Here is a 15,518-nt window from a genome sequence, read left to right as displayed (position 1 = left end):
GGCTTTAGAGAAAAACGATGAGAAGCTTTTCCTTGGGTTGGTGTCATGTTGTACTGATTGTGTGTCTTGGGCTTGGACTCTACGGTTGCGCGGAGCCCTCCAAGCCCTTTGCGGGTCATACGCCCGCTAAGACGCGCGAAGCCGGCATGCCGGAGCCGGCAACTTCCCCCGTTGCTTCTGCCCCTTCGGAACCGTCTTCCGCTCCTTCTTCCAGTCCATCCTCTTCCCAGCCCTCCACCTCTCCGCCTCCAAGCGAATACAAGCCATGGACAGGGAGTAGCGGCGGGACTGCGGAAAGTTCCACTCCCTCGCCCAGTTCTTCCGGTTCAGCTTCCAGCTCGACAACGGCTACGACCAAGTATCCCAAGGGGATTCCCGTGCCCGGTAAAAAGGGTTTTGTGCGAAGCCCCTATGCCGAGCATGCGGGCTTGGTCGATGTACAGGGGTTTCCTCCTGGAACCGAGGTTAAGTGCCCTTACACAGGAAAAATCTTTATCGTGCCGTGACTCCAGGCCGGGTGAGTCTGGGCCTGGAATACTGGGGTAAGAGGCCGTTGGCGAGCCACCGGTCGTGAGAGGTTTGCAAATGAGGGAGGGAAAACCAGGAATTGCCCGCTGGGCTTTTTGGGCTGGTTTGATCTTGGCCGCTGCAGGTATTGCAGCTTTTCTCTGGTACCGGGGGCAGGGACCAGCCTTGGACCTTTCGCTCTCTGTCCAAGGACTTCCCCCTGCTTCCCAGCCGCAAACGGTTGATCTTGCCAATGGGGCCAAGTTCACGTTGGTCGCCTCTCCTGTGACCAAGAAGATTGGGACAACCATCGTTCGAGAACTCGGATACAATGGTTCTAGCCCTGGACCTTTCCTTCGAGTTCACCAGGGTGACCAGGTAGAGATTACTCTGGTGAACCATTGCGGTCTTCCCACTACCATCCATCATCATGGAGTGCGGGTGGAAAATTCCTTCGATGGAGTTCCAGATGTCACCCAGAAAGCGGTTCCCCCAGGGAAAAGTTTTGTCTATCGGGTTCGTTTCCCGGATCCTGGGATCTACTGGTACCACCCGCACTTCCGGGAGGATTATGCCCAGGAACTAGGTCTTTTTGGAGTTTACCTCGTAGCACCCTCCGAGGCTAACTATTGGCCTCCGGCAAACCGGGAAGTGGTTCTGACGCTCCATGACCTTCTGCTAAAGGACGGCAAAATTCCCGAATATTTGCCCGATCGGGTGAACTTTGCGTTTATGGGCCGGTTTGGAAACACCATCCTGGTCAATGGCCAAACGGATTATAAGCTAGAACTAAAAAAGGGAGAAGTCGTTCGCTTCTACCTGCTGAATGCTTCCAGTGCCCGGCCGTATCGCCTTTTTATTCCGGGAGCCAAAATGAAGCTGGTGGGCGGGGACAATGGGCGTGTGGATCATGAGGTTTTTCTCGATGCGCTGGTCATTGCGCCCAGCGAACGCTGGATCGTGGATGTCTTTTTCCCTCAACCGGGGACGTACAAGCTCACCCACCATGCGGAGGATCCCCTGGTAGGTCCGAGGACATATGAGCTGGCCACTTTCCAAGTCTCCGGCGACGCCGCTTCTCCTTCCTACGAGAAAGAATTCCTTGTGCTGCGGGAAAACCAACCGGAAAAAGCATTGTTTGATCAACTCGTAGCCAAATATCGCGACGCTCGACCCGAAAAAACCCTCCGGCTCACAGTGGATGCTACACCCGCCGCGATCCAAGGGGTTGCGACGGCCGAATCCCCGGAAGCCGCCCAGGCGCGGCAGCAACTTTTCCTAGGGATGCTCACCGCCCTTGTTAAAAAAGGGGCCAAAGTAGAATGGGAAGACCACATGTACCAGGCAAATAAGTCGTCCACTTCCAAGGATGTTCATTGGAAGTTGGTGGATCTTTCCACCGGAGCTTCCGGAGAGGCGATCCAAGGCTGGGATTTTTCCCGGGATGGGTATTTGTTTTTGCGGTTAATTAATGACATCCACTCCCTCCATCCCATGCAACACCCGATTCATATCCACGGGCAACGTTTCCTTGTGCTGGCTACCAATGCGGAGGAAAATAAACTCCGTGTGTGGAAAGACACCGTTCAGGTCGGCGCCGGGGATACGGTCGACCTTCTGGTGGAACTTTCCAACCCCGGCAAGTGGATGGCCCACTGCCACATTCTTGAGCACCTCCACAGCGGGATGTTTCTTGTGTTCCGGGTAAATTAGGAGCCCGGCTTCCTTTTGGGTGATACCCCCTCCAAAAAAGGCAAACACGGGAATTCTCTTTTCTTTTTTCCTGGATTCTCCCAGCGGTCCACCCGGCACGAGAGAAAGCTTTTCGACACCAGATGGGCGAGCCCAAAAGAGACAAGAAACGACGACAGTTCTTTCCCTAAACCAGTGCCTTACTGGCTTGACCAAGCCCGGTAATAGCTTTGAAGGTAATCGAGAAGATGCCATGCATCCTGCCATGGATCACGGCTTCCCAAAAGAACCAGGATAGCCTTCCGCTCACCCTGTCCCCAGACTGCCACGTAGGAATGGCCCGCCGCCGATGTCCAACCCGTTTTCGCCGGGCCCAGACCGGGATAAATCCCAGAAAGACGATTCGTAGAAAACAGAAGCTGAAGCGGCCGGCCCTCAGAATCCCGCAAAACATCCGAGGTCTGTGCGGCCCAGTGCGCCAGGAGCGGAAAACGTAAAAAACGCTCAAAAATGCGTACAAGATCCGAGGCGGTCCCACGGGTATCCGGGGAAAGCCCATGGGGATCGGCAAAATGCGTGCCTTTGCACCCCATTTCTTGAGCGCTTGCATTCATCTCTTGTACAAAACGAGCGACACTCCCACTACAGTACCGGGCAAGGACATTGGCAGCCTCGTTACTGGAAGCAATGACCAGAGCCTTTACCAGTTCCCGCACGGGAATGCGGTCTCCCGGAACCAATCGAACCGTGGGAGCGTAGCTGCCCCCTAAAAAGATCAGATCTTGGCGGTTGACTACCACATCGCCTAAAAGACCCGTCTTTCGCATGACCACAATCGCGGTCATGAGCTTGGAGGTGCTTGCCAGGGGATTGGACTGTTCCGAACTCTTTTCCCAAAGCGCGGTCCGATGCGAAAGATCCCAAAGAACTCCCGATCGCGCGCTGACCTCAGGAGGTTGCGGTGCAGAAAAAGCCTGTCCCCGGGCAACCGAAGGACCGGCCGCTCCAACCCACCCGTACGAGGCTATGCAAACCCATAGGGCGATGCGGAGGACCGATACCGATTTTCCTGTGCTCACCCTAAAAAACCTCGCCGGCACAAAAGCCACCCGACCACGTCGGTCAATCCGACTCATCCAAGGGGGGAGTTTTTCTCTTGGGAGTTGTGCTCGTTTTCTCATGTTGTTGTATCTGGCCCCAAGCAGAGAAAATCGGCTGCCGGCTTACCAAAACCCAAGTGGCCTGCCCTGGTTCATAGAAGACGATTGCTCTCTAGTTAAAGAGAGCTAACGTTTAAACTTCTTAACATTGTAAACTCATTTCTTGGAGGAGAGACTTTTATTCGTTCCCTTGCCTAAAAAAAACGAGCCGTGCACCCATAGGCCTTGACCGACGGATCCCGTTCGAAGCTTTTTTCGATCCTGCCCTAAGGAACCGGCCTCAATGGCCCGGAAAAGGTTACCCACCTTTCCACCGATCCGGCCAATCTTGTTCTCGGCAAGAGAAGAGCCCGCCTCAAAAAGACGCTTGCTTACCAGGGTTTCTTTTTCTCTATTGCTTGTACAAGGCGCAAAGCCGAAAGCCTTTTTCACAGGGACAGGTGGCTGAGTGGTTGAAGGCACTCGACTCGAAATCGAGAGAGGGGGCAACCCCTCCGTGGGTTCGAATCCCACCCTGTCCGCTCTGTCGTCTGGAGAATTAGCCCTGGCAGGAGCAAACGCGGTCCATCGGAAAAGATAGCTCTTTGTTCCTACCTGTAGCCCCTTGGGCTCGAGGATAAAAGTTCCAACCCAAAACGCTCCCTCGCAACCAAAGATTCGGGGCAGCCGAAAAGGAAGCCCGCGTTTTTCGCAAAAAAGGGGCCACGAAAGGCGTATCTTGCCCGGGTGCAGGTAGGGGGGTACGAGGAGTGAGCAAGCTTGGGCGGGCCTCGCCTATGGACCATGGAAAAAGCCCCGCTGGAGGTTGGCCAGACGTTTCCTTTTCGCAAGCTTCCCTGGGGAGGGCAGAGGGATTTATTGGCTATTGTTTTTTTAGCCATTTTCGCGGGCTTGTCTTCCGTTTGATTCCCTTCTAGCGCCCCTTTCGTTTTCCAGAAAAAAACGTCCTACAAAATATCCCCGGTGGGCGCGCTCGGTCCATCGCCTCTCTGCGAAAGGAAAACCGCCGTAGGCTCGTATTCCGTATCGGCTCTATTTTTCCTTACCTTTGAAAGAGAAGTTGAAGCCGCTAGCAAGCGTTTCCTTGGCTCCACTGGCCTTGCAAGAAGCCTTTCACGTTTCCTAGGGGAGACTCACCTCCCATATTCCCTCTTCTTGGCTGGGGGCAATCCAGGAGTTCCGAAGATGGAGTTTAAACTCCCGTACCGTTTGCTCGAAAAGCTCGGGCGTGTAGCGGTAGCTTCGAAAAAGCTCAAGGTTTTTTGTCCCTGCATCTGGAATTGACTCCTGCGTAGCCATCTTACCCACTTTTCCTTTCCAGGTCACCGTAACGGAAATGGCATACAGGATGCCATCTGGAACGAGACTCACTTGGCAATCGTTCACACCGTACTGGAGACCCCATTCGCGCAAGATTTCCGTAAGCCAACGCCTTGTTTCAGAATTGTCGTACTGGGAAAGAACGCTTTCTACGGCCTTTTTGTAATCGGATTGGGTTCTGGAGCCTCCCGGAACGAGGTTTGCGCTTACCCAGGCCCGGTCTTTCTCTCCTAACATCTTTCGAAGGACGGGGAAAAATTCTCTGGGTCGATAATTGGGGAGAAGACCGAAAAGCGTGTATACCGTCGGTTTCGCACCTAACTCCTTCTGAAGACTTTGGGACCAACGGGGTGCCTCCCGAAAATCAGCCAGCAGAGGAAAAAGGCGCTGGAGGGGGGGTAGCCTTCTCGGAACGGTCGCTTCGAGCAGAAGCGGAAGGCTCGCGTCAACAGGAACCCATTCAAGCTCGTTATCGTTTCGATGAAGTTCTTGGAGAACCCACCTTTCCTTGGTTCCGGTCCCAACGCCCAGGCTTACGACCCGCAAAACGGTCCCTTGGTAGCGTTGGGCGATCGCCTGTGCGAGACTCCGGTAAAGACGTAAGACCCGGCGTTGGGCCAAAGGTGCGTGTCGTTGGAAAACCTCTTGCCACAAGGCGGCTTGTGCTCTTGTTTGGTAGTGCAGAGCTGGATCAAACGAGCCTTTTTGAAGCCAGTGGTTGGGTTTTAGCCATTGCTCCCAGTGTTTGACTGACGCACGATCCACGTGCACGCCAAGGAAAGAGGGCGGTCTTTTCCTCACAAGGGCTTTCTACTAGAGTGAGGGAAGGGTGGAAACAACCAAAGTAGCTTTGGTCACAGGAGCAGGAACGGGCCTTGGACAGGCGCTGGCGTGCCGGCTCGGAAAAGAGGGTTGGGCGGTTCTCATTCATTACCGAAGAAGCAAGGAGGGGGCACTTTGGGCAGCAGAACGCGTTCGATCGGTTGGGCGCCCGGCTGCAGTTGTTCAAGCAGATCTTTCCAAAAAGAAGGAAGCAGAGTACGTAGCCCAGATGTGTCGAAAGGAATTTGGCCGCTTGGATCTTTTGATCAATAACTCGGGAGTCTATACGCCCAAGCCGACGTTCGAGTTAACCGAAGAAGAGTGGCGTGAAGGTCTTGATTCCACGGTGACCGCCGCTTTCTTTACCAGCTCCTCGTGCTTACCGCTTCTGCGGTCCGCAGGACAGGGGAGGATCATCAATATCGGAGACTCCAGTGCCGAGCGGCTCAGTGCGCGACAATGGGCTTTGAGCTATCATGTTGGAAAAACGGGTCTTCTTCTTTTGACCCGTACCCTAGCTCGCCAGGAGGCTCGCTATGGTGTCACTGTCAACATGGTTTCACCGGGATATCTGGAAAATAGTCTGGACTTGCCCCCTCTGGAGAAAATTCCGGCAGGTCGCTACGGATCTTTCGAGGACATCTGGAGCGTCATTTCCTTTCTTTGTCAACCAAGCGCTAGCTACCTTACCGGCTCGCACATTATTGTAAGCGGGGGGTGGAATCTCCGCTAACAAAGTTCTTCGAAGAGGGAGACGCCGAATGTTCTCGGGAATCGTTCAAGCAACGGGGAAAGTTTGGCAGAAGGAAGTCACCGGGGGAAGTATGCGGTTAGAGATTGACCTTTGCTCATTGGGTTCGCAGATCCGTTCCGGAGAGAGTATGGCAGTCAACGGATGTTGTCTTACGGTTGAGGAGCTCAAAGGAGAACGCGGCCGGTTCTTGCTCCTTGAGGAGACCCAGCGGGCGACCAACCTATCGTCACTAGAGGTAGGCAGTTGCGTGAATCTGGAGCGGGCACTGCGACTCGGAGACCCCGTCGGCGGGCACTGGGTCACAGGCCACGTGGACGGGGTGGGACACATCTTGGCACTAGAGAAAAGAAACGGGGAATTCTGGTTGGAAGTGGAACTTTTGGAGGCATGGAGACCCTATGCGGTTCCCAAGGGGTCGGTGGCGGTTGATGGAATTAGTCTTACGGTGGTTTCCGTAGCCAAGGATCGCTTCTCCATGGCCGTTACACCTTTTACCTATCATCACACCAACCTTTGCACTCGCGTAGCCGGGCAGCCGGTGAACGTCGAGTGGGATCTGATCGCCAAATATCTCTGGCACATGCTAGAATACCGGAGTTGCCAGAACGGTGTGAGTTTCGCGGGGGGCTAGTTCTTATAGCTTCAAGAAGGATCTCTTTCGGAAGGAAAAACAGCCGGCTTGGAGAAAAACGATCATGGTTTTGCGTACCCTTTGGCAGGGCTTCTTGGCAGTGCTCGTACTCTTGGGGTTGGGTATTGCTGGCGCGCTTCGCCTGGTTGCAATTGAATCCTCTAGCCTAGATCGCGCGCAGGCCCTCCATGCAAGAATGGCGGCAGAAGACATCCCGCCCTCCTTGCGAAGACTCTATTTGGACTACTCGCTGGGAGACGATAACCAGAGAATTTGTGCAAGCCTCAAGTTAGGGTTGGCGAGCGCGCGGGAGTCTCGCTACTCTTTGGCTGCGCGTGCCTTAGATGAAGCCATCGTCCGAATCCGGGCTGCCCAATCGGCACAAGCCTCAAGAAAAAAGCCAATGGCCAGTCCGTGGTTCCTGGGAGAACCGTATGAACGGTCCGCTCTGTATCTGTACCGTGCGGTTCTCTACATCCAGCAAGAGAATTTTGCAGCCGCGATAGCAGCAGCGAAAAAATGCCTCGAAGAAGACGGGATAACCACAGAGGATGGCCAGGGTGACTGGGCAAGTGCTGCCTGGGTAGCCTCTTATGCTGCCGGAGTCGCAGGTGACGAAAAGGCCAAAAAACAGGCCATCCGGATATGGAACCGGATCCAAGGTGGATCCACCAAGGGGGCGTTACCGGTAGCAGGAGATAATATTCTCGTACTTGTGGAAACTGGGGAGGGTCCGCACAAGCTCCGGCGGGGGAAAAACGGGGAGATTCTAGTCTTGGCCGAAGGACCGGATCGGGTTCGACGAGTCACGGTGGGTCTTGTTGGACAAAAGCCGCTTGTGATCGGACCGACGGAAGATCTCTATTGGCAGGCGACCACTTGGCGGGGTCAACATGTAGAGGCGTTTCTCAATGGTCAACCGGTAACATCCTCAACTGGCCAGAGCTCCGACAGTTCCGAGGAAGCCTCAGCGGGGGAAAGCGCACCTTCCTTGGCGGACATCCGTTCCTGGAGTAATCTCCCTCATCGGATTTTTCTAGCCTCCTTGCGTTGTCCCGAAGGGACCAGTCGCGTTCGTCTCCAAGGATTGGATGAACAAAACCGAGTGGTTGCCGAAAGTACGTGGCGGGTTCCTATCAGTAGCGATAAACCAAACGGAGTAATCTGGGATTTTTTTCCCTGAGGGTGCCAGTGCTCTCAGCCCGATGACCCCATCGGTCACCCCTTTGCTAGCCGGAGTCCAAAACGGTGCTGCCTCCCATTGGTAATGGCTGAAACGAGGAAAGCCCGCCGCAGAGGCTCCCTTCTGCAATCTTGCCGAGCCTTGCGCCCTGGGTCTGCCAAAGGAGCAAAATCGGCCGTGAACTCATGCATGCTTTCCTTCCCGCTGCCTCCCTGGATTCCGGCAACGGAAGGCCCCGCGTTGTTGAAAAAAGTCGCACAGAAAAGGCTTCCGGGAGTCTTTCCCAAAGAAAGAAAAAAGCTCGGACCGCAAGACTCATTGGGGACACAGGCCAAGCGACGCCATGGCGGTCAGGGAGAGTGCGTCCATTCTCTGCCCCATCCGAGGAATGCCAAACCAAAGGCCCGCCCTTGTGGCGGGCGGGATTTTCCCATCTTGATCCGCGAAAAAAGGATGGAGATATTCTGCGCCGTTTTTTGGCATAAACCTTTTTCCTTGGAAAAAACCGGGAGGGTGTTCAGCTGGAAACCCTCAAAAAAAAGAAACGTCGGAACGTTCGCGCTGGCTAAGGACAGCCCGTGGAGGTGGGGCGACCCCTGTCGGCAACATCACCTCAGGGTTCTCCCCGGAAGCGATATCCCGCCGGGACTACGGAATGGAAAATGGCCACCTCTTCCTCGGGAAAAAAGGTAACGAGCTCCACGGAAAAATGTTTGCCTAGATTTCCCAGGGGTTTTCGATACCCGCTGCTTTTGGGAGAAAAGGCTCCTGGGCTCGATTGCCCGAGAATCCAAAAGAGTTCCTTGGAACAGGAGCACCAGGCATGCTGCCAGAAGCTGGGTGGGGGAATGGGGCGTAGGGGGTTGTGGAAAGGATCCCAGTCAAAGGCATAGAAGGGGTAGTCTTCAATGTAGAACGCAGCCCCCGGATGGCTCCGAGCTAGAAGATGCACATACCTTTTGGATTTTTCTTTTCCCGTGACAAAAACATTTCGCGGGCGTTCCATGGAACGAAGGGCTTCATCGAGAGCTTTGGCCGTCCACTGACGTAGAGGTTGTCTTATAAATAATCCCGCAAGTGCCAAAAGGGACACCAGCGTCGTGATCGCACGCCACTGAGGGGAAAAGATCGCCGTAGCCCAGCGGGCTAACGCCTTTCCGCTTCGCCAACCGGTGAGGGCAGCGATCCCTACCAAGGGATAGCATGCTCCAACCGGCCAGAAATAACGGTCTTCCAGAAGAAAGGGGATTTTTCCCTGCTCCATGTCGTGGCTGGCCAGTTCCGCTAGAGAAAGCGTAAGAAAATTGGCCAGGATTGCCCATAAGCAAGCCTTAAGAAGGCGCCTTTGGGGGGAAGAGGGTGCCAATCGGTCTTTACGCAGGAGAAAAAAAGGCCAGAGAAGCAAAGCTACGGCCAAAAGCCAGAGGAAAAGGCAGCTCGGCCAACCTTGGACAAGCTCGCGGCGCCAGGACCCGGGTAAAAAAAAGAAAAAGGGTTGGGCAGTATTCCCTAGCTCCAAAAGAAGTTCCTTCAGTCGGGACCCAACCTCTCCGAAGCCGCCGATGGTAAGAAAGGGAGCTATCAACCCCCGGTGGTTGGTTTCGGCTATCCTTTGAAAGAATTGCAAAAGAAAAAAAAGGGGGGAAAAGCCGAGCCAAAAACATATCCACCGCCGGATCAAAAACCTGCGGGGACAATCCGTGTCGATAAGAATCCATAGATGGAACCACACCAAAAGAAAAAGTGAAGCATAACGGATCCAGTAAAGGATTCCAACCAGCATTCCAAGGAAGGCGTCTTGGAGAGCTCGAGTAAACGTAGCGTAGGGATATGCCTTGCCGGGAAGGCTTCCGATAAGGAGTACCCACGGAGTTAGCGCCCAAAGGTAAAGGTCGGTGCCTCGCCACCATGGGCTCCACAACCAAGGGATGATCCAAGCAGCCATCCAGGGAAAAGTGGCTCGCTCGTTCGGGTGTTCAGGTGCAGGGAAGAGGAGTCGGGCGATGCGGCCAAACCCGATCCATCCGCCAAGGGTGAGTGCAAAGGAAAGCACGCGTAGTGACGGAAGAATCGGGAGCTTGAGCGTGAGCAGGGCCGCTATCAGAAGGGAATAACCAGGGGGATGGTGAAAATAAGGGCGAGGGAGGGGATCCTGGCAAAGATCCTCGGAGGGAATCGAGAGAAAAGTCGAGGTTAGCCCCAGTCCTGCGACCAATCGATGAGCCACTTCGTGCTGGCAAGCTTCATCCCAGGAAAGGGTCCAAGGGCTAAAGAATTTAACCACTGCCACGATGAGCGCGGAGACAACCCATGGAAAGATTCGGTTGTCAAAGAAGGTTGGACGTTCCATGGACGAAGAGCGGGTTTGTGTTGCGCGATGCTACGGAGAAGAGGGCTAGATTGGGAAGCGCTGGTTTCCGCAAGGTCTTGCAGGTCTTTCGATACTGCGACAGGAGGAATGCCAACCGCTTACAATCCACCTAAGGCTCTGTAAGAAACACGCGGTTGCTCGGCGAAACCTATTGGGTAGGGGATCATTTCCCCCGCCAATGACCCCAAGAGATCGTCCTCGGGGCAGTCCCTCCGTAGCGAAGGAAAACTACGCGTCGTGCCTCCCAGAAAATAAGCCCCATTGTCGGTCGTCCCCCAACCGCCAAGCGTTCTGTGCGAGATGGTTTGATCATCACCGGGGTCGAAATATCCAGTCTCTTTGGGGAAGTGAGATAACAGAGCACCGCGCCGCGAAAGCGCGTATCGTTCTTCTGGCATTCACCAGATAGAGTGCTGGGTAAGATTGCTGGGACCGTGCCGACCGGGAATAGCTCACAAACCGCAACCTGTCGCGAGAACCCCACTGGCTACAGCTTGCTGGAAGGGTCGCCTGAAAGCCTCTATCCTCCATCGGCAGTGGCAGCGGGATCGAAAGCACCGGTGGATGTTTCCACGGCCCAGCAAGCTTCTCCAGTGGCTAATCCCAAAGGAAAAAGACGATACTTTGGATTTCCCAGAAAAATCTCCTCATTTTCGCCTTTCCCCCACCGAAGTTCCAATCCGTGCGTTTTTTCTAGCACACCTAGCTTGGCAAAGGGAGGGCCCGTTCGCGAACGCCACCCAAACTCCTCCACCACCTGGGTGATCCCCTCACCGCCGCTGACCAGCCAGTACCGCGGGCGCAAGCGACGAAGCCATTCCCATGAGAAAAGGCCCGCTGAGCGTTGAACCAAAACCTCCACCCGGCCTTGAGGTGAGAGGAATACAGAGCCCACCCGGGCCTGGCCTGTGTAGGTCGTGTTACTGGCGATGATCGCCGTTTTTCGCAAGGACCGAACCCAAAAATAGCTCTCGGGTTCCGTTTCCGATGGACGAAGCCACCGAATCTCAAAATCCCCCGGTCCTCGAACGACCACGTCGCCATTGGCCGTTCCTGAGAAGGAAACCTTTCCCGGTAGTGGCCAGCGTCCGGCCGGGATGACTCCCGCTTTTTGTGCCGCTTCCCGGGTCGCGTCGAGCTCCCAACACACGGCCTCCCAACGGTTCACTCCAAGACATCGCCGGCAAGGCTCGATCCATTGCAGGTAGCTTGCCATGTCTCCTCGATACCAGATCCAGGCCCGGCCCTGCCAAAGCACGATACAAGACTCGCCACCAGGGAAAGAGGGCACAATCAACCGCACTTTTTCTGAAAGACCGGTGTTGCTCAGGGTGGGAACCGCAAGGATAGCCAAGGGGAAATGCGAAAAAAAACTCACGCCGCTTAACAGGCACCCAAGCAAGCACGCATTCCCCCGGTTGAGAAGGAAACTCACAGCTGGAAAGAACCATCCGAAGGCAACGGAAAGACTGGCAGCCACCATAATGGCTTCCACGACGGGAAGAAGACACAAATTGGCAACCGGGCCTATTAAGCTGATCGCGTGAAAACACACGATCTCCCAGGGCAAAGCACCCATCCAGCTTGCGAGCGTTGTCGCTAACGCACAGGCAAAAATCCGCGCCACACGTCCCCTGGCTGGATCCCAGCCGGCCACCACCCTCGATTGGATCCCCGCATCCTGCCGAAAGGGTTGGATCAGAAGCTTCGTTAAGGGGTCCGCTAGAAGAGCCAGTGCAAGGGTAATGGAGAAGCTTAGCCCCAATCCTGGATCAAAAACTCGGGAAGGCTCCATCGCTACAATGACCCAAAGCGCAACGGCCCAAGCATTGAGGGGATTGTAAGGACGACACCAAAAAGTGGCCAGGGACGCAAAGCTAGTCATGAGAACCGCCCGTTGTACGCTAGAAGACCCGGCGCACAAGGGGACCATGCCCGCCAGCAAAGGGAGAGACACAATTGCCAGCCGGAAACGGGAGACTCCAAGGGTCTGAAACACAAAAAGAAACGTTTGAGAAAAGAGGAGCACGTTTTGTCCACTGACGGCAAACACGTGGTAAAGCCCGGCACGCTGGAATTGCATGGCCAGTTCCGGTTTCAAACCCTGCGTTTCGCCTAAAACCATCGCCACAAGGAGTCTTTGCACCTGGACGTTGTCTTGGAGTCCCCAAGCCAATGTGTGTTCGATCCATTCACGGACCTTCCCCCAAAACCGGAGCCATCGCCAAAAAAGTCCCTCTTGCCAGCCCAGCTTCCGAACGTTTTTCCAGGTTGCCCACATACGATAGGTATAGGAGCTCGGCGAGGGAAACATTGGCTGGGGAACCCAGGGCAAAGAGGAAAGAGTCTTGAAGTTGGGAGACTGGATTCTTCCCTTAAGGAAAAGATCCATTCCAGGTTGAACGAAGAAACCTTCGCCCACCTTTCCCAGGATACGCACTTTTGCAATCCCCCCGCGGGCCGGTACCCAGCCACTTTCCGTCCCAGCAGCAAGGAGTTTTGCAACAAAAGTCTGGGTCTGTTGCCCGCTCGGGTCTTCTTCCACCGAAGGGAGTGACAGCACCCTGACTACCCAAGGAATCGACTCCCAGGAAAAATCCTTTTGGCCCAACCCTTCCATCCATCCGCTCTCATTACGGAGTCGAAATAAAGCTCCATGAGCCATCCCGAGGAGTCCAACGGCAAGAAAAAATCCGCAAAGACCTCGAAGCGACTCACGGGAACACCGGGCCCAAGACCCCACTACTGCCGCGACAGCCACCAGCGGTAAAGCCCAAGGGATGGGGGCTAAGAGGGAGACCGCACAACCAGCCGTAAAGACCAAGGCTGGCCAAAACCAGGGGGCACGAGCTGGCTGGACCACTTCCTTTTGCTCAAGCTGGAGGTCTTCCCTCCTGGGCATCCATGAGTTCAAAGTAGGTGTCCGGGCGTTTTCTCCCGGGTGGGAGCTTCGAACAGGCCGCTTCGAACTTGGCCCGCTTTTCCGGAGTTTCGGGCCGCTTGTGGATCATTCGCTGGTTAAACTCAGCAATCGCGTACTCGCTTGGCCATGCTGGCCCCAGTTCCTTTCGCAATTGCGCCAAAATTTCCTCGTCGGTTTCGTACTGCTGAACGATTTCCTCAAACCGCCTCCCTTCGATGCAGAGAAAATCCAGGAGCATCTTGTCGAACCCGGACGTTAAATACTCATATCCCGGCAGCTTCCCCTGTGGGCAAAAGCGAGCTTTATCAATCAGCCGGGGCAGGTAGACGATTCCTCCTAGCTTAGCAAAAGGGCTCCGCGGGTATTGCTCCGGCTCGGTGCTCGAGGGGAAGCCTGCTTTTCTCCAAGCCTGCCAGCCTCCGGCCAGGGAAAAAACATGGGAATATCCCATTTTTTGAAGACTCCAAGCAGCCAAAGCGGAGCGGAGGCCCGTTCCCGAATAACAGATGATGCAGGTCGATGGGTCTGGCAGGCGCTTCTCAATTTGTTGCTCTAGAAGACCGCGCGGAATATGAAGAGCGCCAGGAACATGACCGCGGAACCACTCGTAGGTTTCGCGAACATCCACAAACACTGCCTTCTTTTCCCTTGCGTAGCGTAGGGCTTCCGCGTTGGTGATCTCGCGGATCTCGTTGCGAACCTCTTCCAAAAGCCGTTGCAAACGATCCCTTTTTCCCATGGCGCGTCAAACCTGCCTGCCAGCCGGGCCAGCGTCAAACCACGGCTTGCCACGATAGCCTTTGATATCACAAATAGTACGAACCATGGTGAAAAAGCTTGTGTATCTGGACTTAGAAACCCAAAGGGGGGCCCAGGAAGTCGGAGGATGGGCCCACAAGCACGCAATGGGAATGTCGGTGGCCGTCACCTATGGTAATCTCACGGGAGAATATCGCATTTATCTCGAAGAAGATATTCCTCAGTTGTTGGATGAGTTGCGTCACGCTGACTGCGTCATCGGGTTCAACATCGTCGACTTCGATCTCAAGATTTTGGAGGCCTATAGCGTTTTTTCCTTGGAAGATCTCCCTTGCCTGGACCTCATGCGCGACGTCGAAAAACGGATCGGTCGCCGGTTAGGATTGGAAGCCCTGGCTCGAGCAACCCTGGGAATCGGAAAAATCGCCCGGGGCACTGATGCGTTGCGGTGGTGGAGGGAAGGGAGACTTTTGGATATCGCGCGCTATTGTTGTTTTGACGTAAAGGCGACGCGGCTCCTTCACGAGTATGGGGTCCGTCACGGAAAGGTCTATTTCCTCAACGACCGCACAGGAGAGAAGGAGGCCATCTCGGTGGATTGGTCGGTTTAAAAACCCAGTCGCTCAACAAAAGGGAGAGCCTTGGGCCGGTTCTCTTTGCCTCGCTTGGCGAGCTACTCATTCCTGTGACTTACCGTTCCTAAAACTACAGAGAACCATTTTCCTGTTAGGGGAAATGCTCCGAGATACCCGCCTGATAGCGCTGCCGAGGGCTTGTGTGGTGGGGCTTCGCAGGTAAAGGTCAGGTAGCACCCAGTCTCGCGTTTTCGAGGAGACCGGCGTGGGAGGCAGTCGATCACCTCCCCGTGTCGGGCGGCTGCCGCTTGTGTCGCTTTGAGTCTCCCCCGAACCCCCGTTCTCGAAACGGCCAAAGGTGCTTCTTCCGATGGCTTGTAGGTAGGGCCAAGGTGAGATGACCGCCGTTGCGGGTGAGCGCGACTGTCTCTTGCACGAATGGTCGTTCGAAGAGTCTCAATCTTTCCGGGCGAGGGTACAAGGCTTAGCCCTTCTGGTAAGAATTTGTGCCCCGACGGCGCGTGCGGTTGACCGCACCGAGCGGAGACGTCTCGGCTGGGTCGACTTCGGTTCAGTCTGACAGCAAAAGAAGCCGACTGGAGCATCGCGGTTGCCTTAGCCTACCCGAAGGGAGAAGGTGAGCCAGTCCGAACGGGGTCCACCGACTCAAAGCTTGAGCCTTCCTCTTTCAAAGATCCAAACGTTTGACCGCAAGGAGCCGGTGTGTCACCCACGAAAAGGCGTCCGTGTTACGGACGTTCGGCAAACACTGGCCAGCCCTTTATCGCTCCTGCACGAAGTGGTAGCTCAAAAGCGCCGAT

General features: G+C 55.1%; 12 protein-coding genes and 1 tRNA gene. 7 read left to right on the top strand and 6 right to left on the bottom strand.

Annotation, left to right across the window (positions count from 1 at the left end):
* Positions 1-115: 115 nt before the first annotated feature.
* Positions 116-367, bottom strand: coding sequence for a hypothetical protein (locus KK925_RS09330; RefSeq protein WP_174582400.1), 252 nt, complete (start codon positions 365-367; stop codon positions 116-118).
* A gap of 218 nt (positions 368-585) precedes the next feature.
* On the opposite strand from KK925_RS09330, the gene KK925_RS09325 reads away from it, so the two are divergent.
* Entirely contained in the window at positions 586-2,220 is a 1,635-nt protein-coding gene (locus KK925_RS09325; protein ID WP_174582399.1) for a multicopper oxidase family protein, read from the top strand.
* 179 nt (positions 2,221-2,399) lie between these two features.
* On the opposite strand, the gene KK925_RS09320 is transcribed toward KK925_RS09325, so the two are convergent.
* A complete protein-coding gene (locus KK925_RS09320) occupies positions 2,400-3,335 on the bottom strand; it encodes a D-alanyl-D-alanine carboxypeptidase family protein (RefSeq protein ID WP_174582398.1) in 936 nt (311 codons plus the stop codon).
* 458 nt (positions 3,336-3,793) lie between these two features.
* Between KK925_RS09320 and KK925_RS09315 the strand changes: the two genes are divergently transcribed.
* A tRNA-Ser gene (locus KK925_RS09315) sits at positions 3,794-3,880 on the top strand.
* Positions 3,881-4,481: 601 nt separating this feature from the next.
* Here KK925_RS09315 and KK925_RS09310 read toward each other — a convergent pair.
* Positions 4,482-5,480: an L-histidine N(alpha)-methyltransferase gene (locus tag KK925_RS09310; protein ID WP_174582397.1), complete on the bottom strand. Its 999-nt coding sequence runs from the start codon at positions 5,478-5,480 to the stop codon at positions 4,482-4,484.
* 28 nt (positions 5,481-5,508) lie between these two features.
* Here KK925_RS09310 and KK925_RS09305 point away from each other — a divergent pair, with 28 nt between their 5' ends.
* The 3 genes from KK925_RS09305 (at position 5,509) to KK925_RS09295 (ending at position 8,069) form a co-directional block, all read left to right on the top strand.
* A complete protein-coding gene (locus KK925_RS09305; RefSeq protein WP_174582396.1) occupies positions 5,509-6,234 on the top strand; it encodes an SDR family NAD(P)-dependent oxidoreductase in 726 nt (241 codons plus the stop codon).
* Positions 6,235-6,262: 28 nt separating this feature from the next.
* Complete coding sequence (locus KK925_RS09300; protein WP_174582395.1) at positions 6,263-6,886, top strand: riboflavin synthase; 624 nt, start codon at positions 6,263-6,265, stop codon at positions 6,884-6,886.
* A 64-nt stretch (positions 6,887-6,950) separates the two neighbouring features.
* Positions 6,951-8,069, top strand: coding sequence for a hypothetical protein (locus KK925_RS09295; RefSeq protein ID WP_174582394.1), 1,119 nt, complete (start codon positions 6,951-6,953; stop codon positions 8,067-8,069).
* Between the two features lie 613 nt (positions 8,070-8,682).
* Here KK925_RS09295 and KK925_RS09290 read toward each other — a convergent pair.
* From KK925_RS09290 to KK925_RS09280, 3 genes are all read right to left on the bottom strand, one after another.
* Positions 8,683-10,419 carry a hypothetical protein gene (locus KK925_RS09290; RefSeq protein ID WP_174582393.1) on the bottom strand — a complete coding sequence of 579 codons (1,737 nt, stop codon included), beginning with the start codon at positions 10,417-10,419 and terminating at the stop codon, positions 8,683-8,685.
* Between the two features lie 541 nt (positions 10,420-10,960).
* Positions 10,961-13,342 (bottom strand): ComEC/Rec2 family competence protein, encoded by a 2,382-nt coding sequence (locus KK925_RS09285; RefSeq protein WP_214096465.1) that lies wholly within the window; start codon positions 13,340-13,342, stop codon positions 10,961-10,963.
* On the bottom strand, positions 13,314-14,102 hold the full coding sequence (locus KK925_RS09280) for a DUF5069 domain-containing protein (RefSeq protein ID WP_174582391.1): 789 nt from the start codon (positions 14,100-14,102) through the stop codon (positions 13,314-13,316). Before KK925_RS09280 ends, KK925_RS09285 begins: the two co-directional genes overlap by 29 nt.
* 85 nt (positions 14,103-14,187) lie before the next feature.
* On the opposite strand from KK925_RS09280, the gene KK925_RS09275 reads away from it, so the two are divergent.
* A complete protein-coding gene (locus KK925_RS09275) occupies positions 14,188-14,733 on the top strand; it encodes a ribonuclease H-like domain-containing protein (protein ID WP_174582390.1) in 546 nt (181 codons plus the stop codon).
* Between the two features lie 601 nt (positions 14,734-15,334).
* The coding region (locus KK925_RS09270; protein WP_214096464.1) for a hypothetical protein at positions 15,335-15,518 on the top strand (184 nt) is incomplete at its 3' end.

The organism is Candidatus Methylacidithermus pantelleriae (genome assembly GCF_905250085.1).
GTDB lineage: Bacteria > Verrucomicrobiota > Verrucomicrobiia > Methylacidiphilales > Methylacidiphilaceae > Methylacidithermus > Methylacidithermus pantelleriae.
This window is presented reverse-complemented; position numbering and strand designations above follow the sequence as displayed.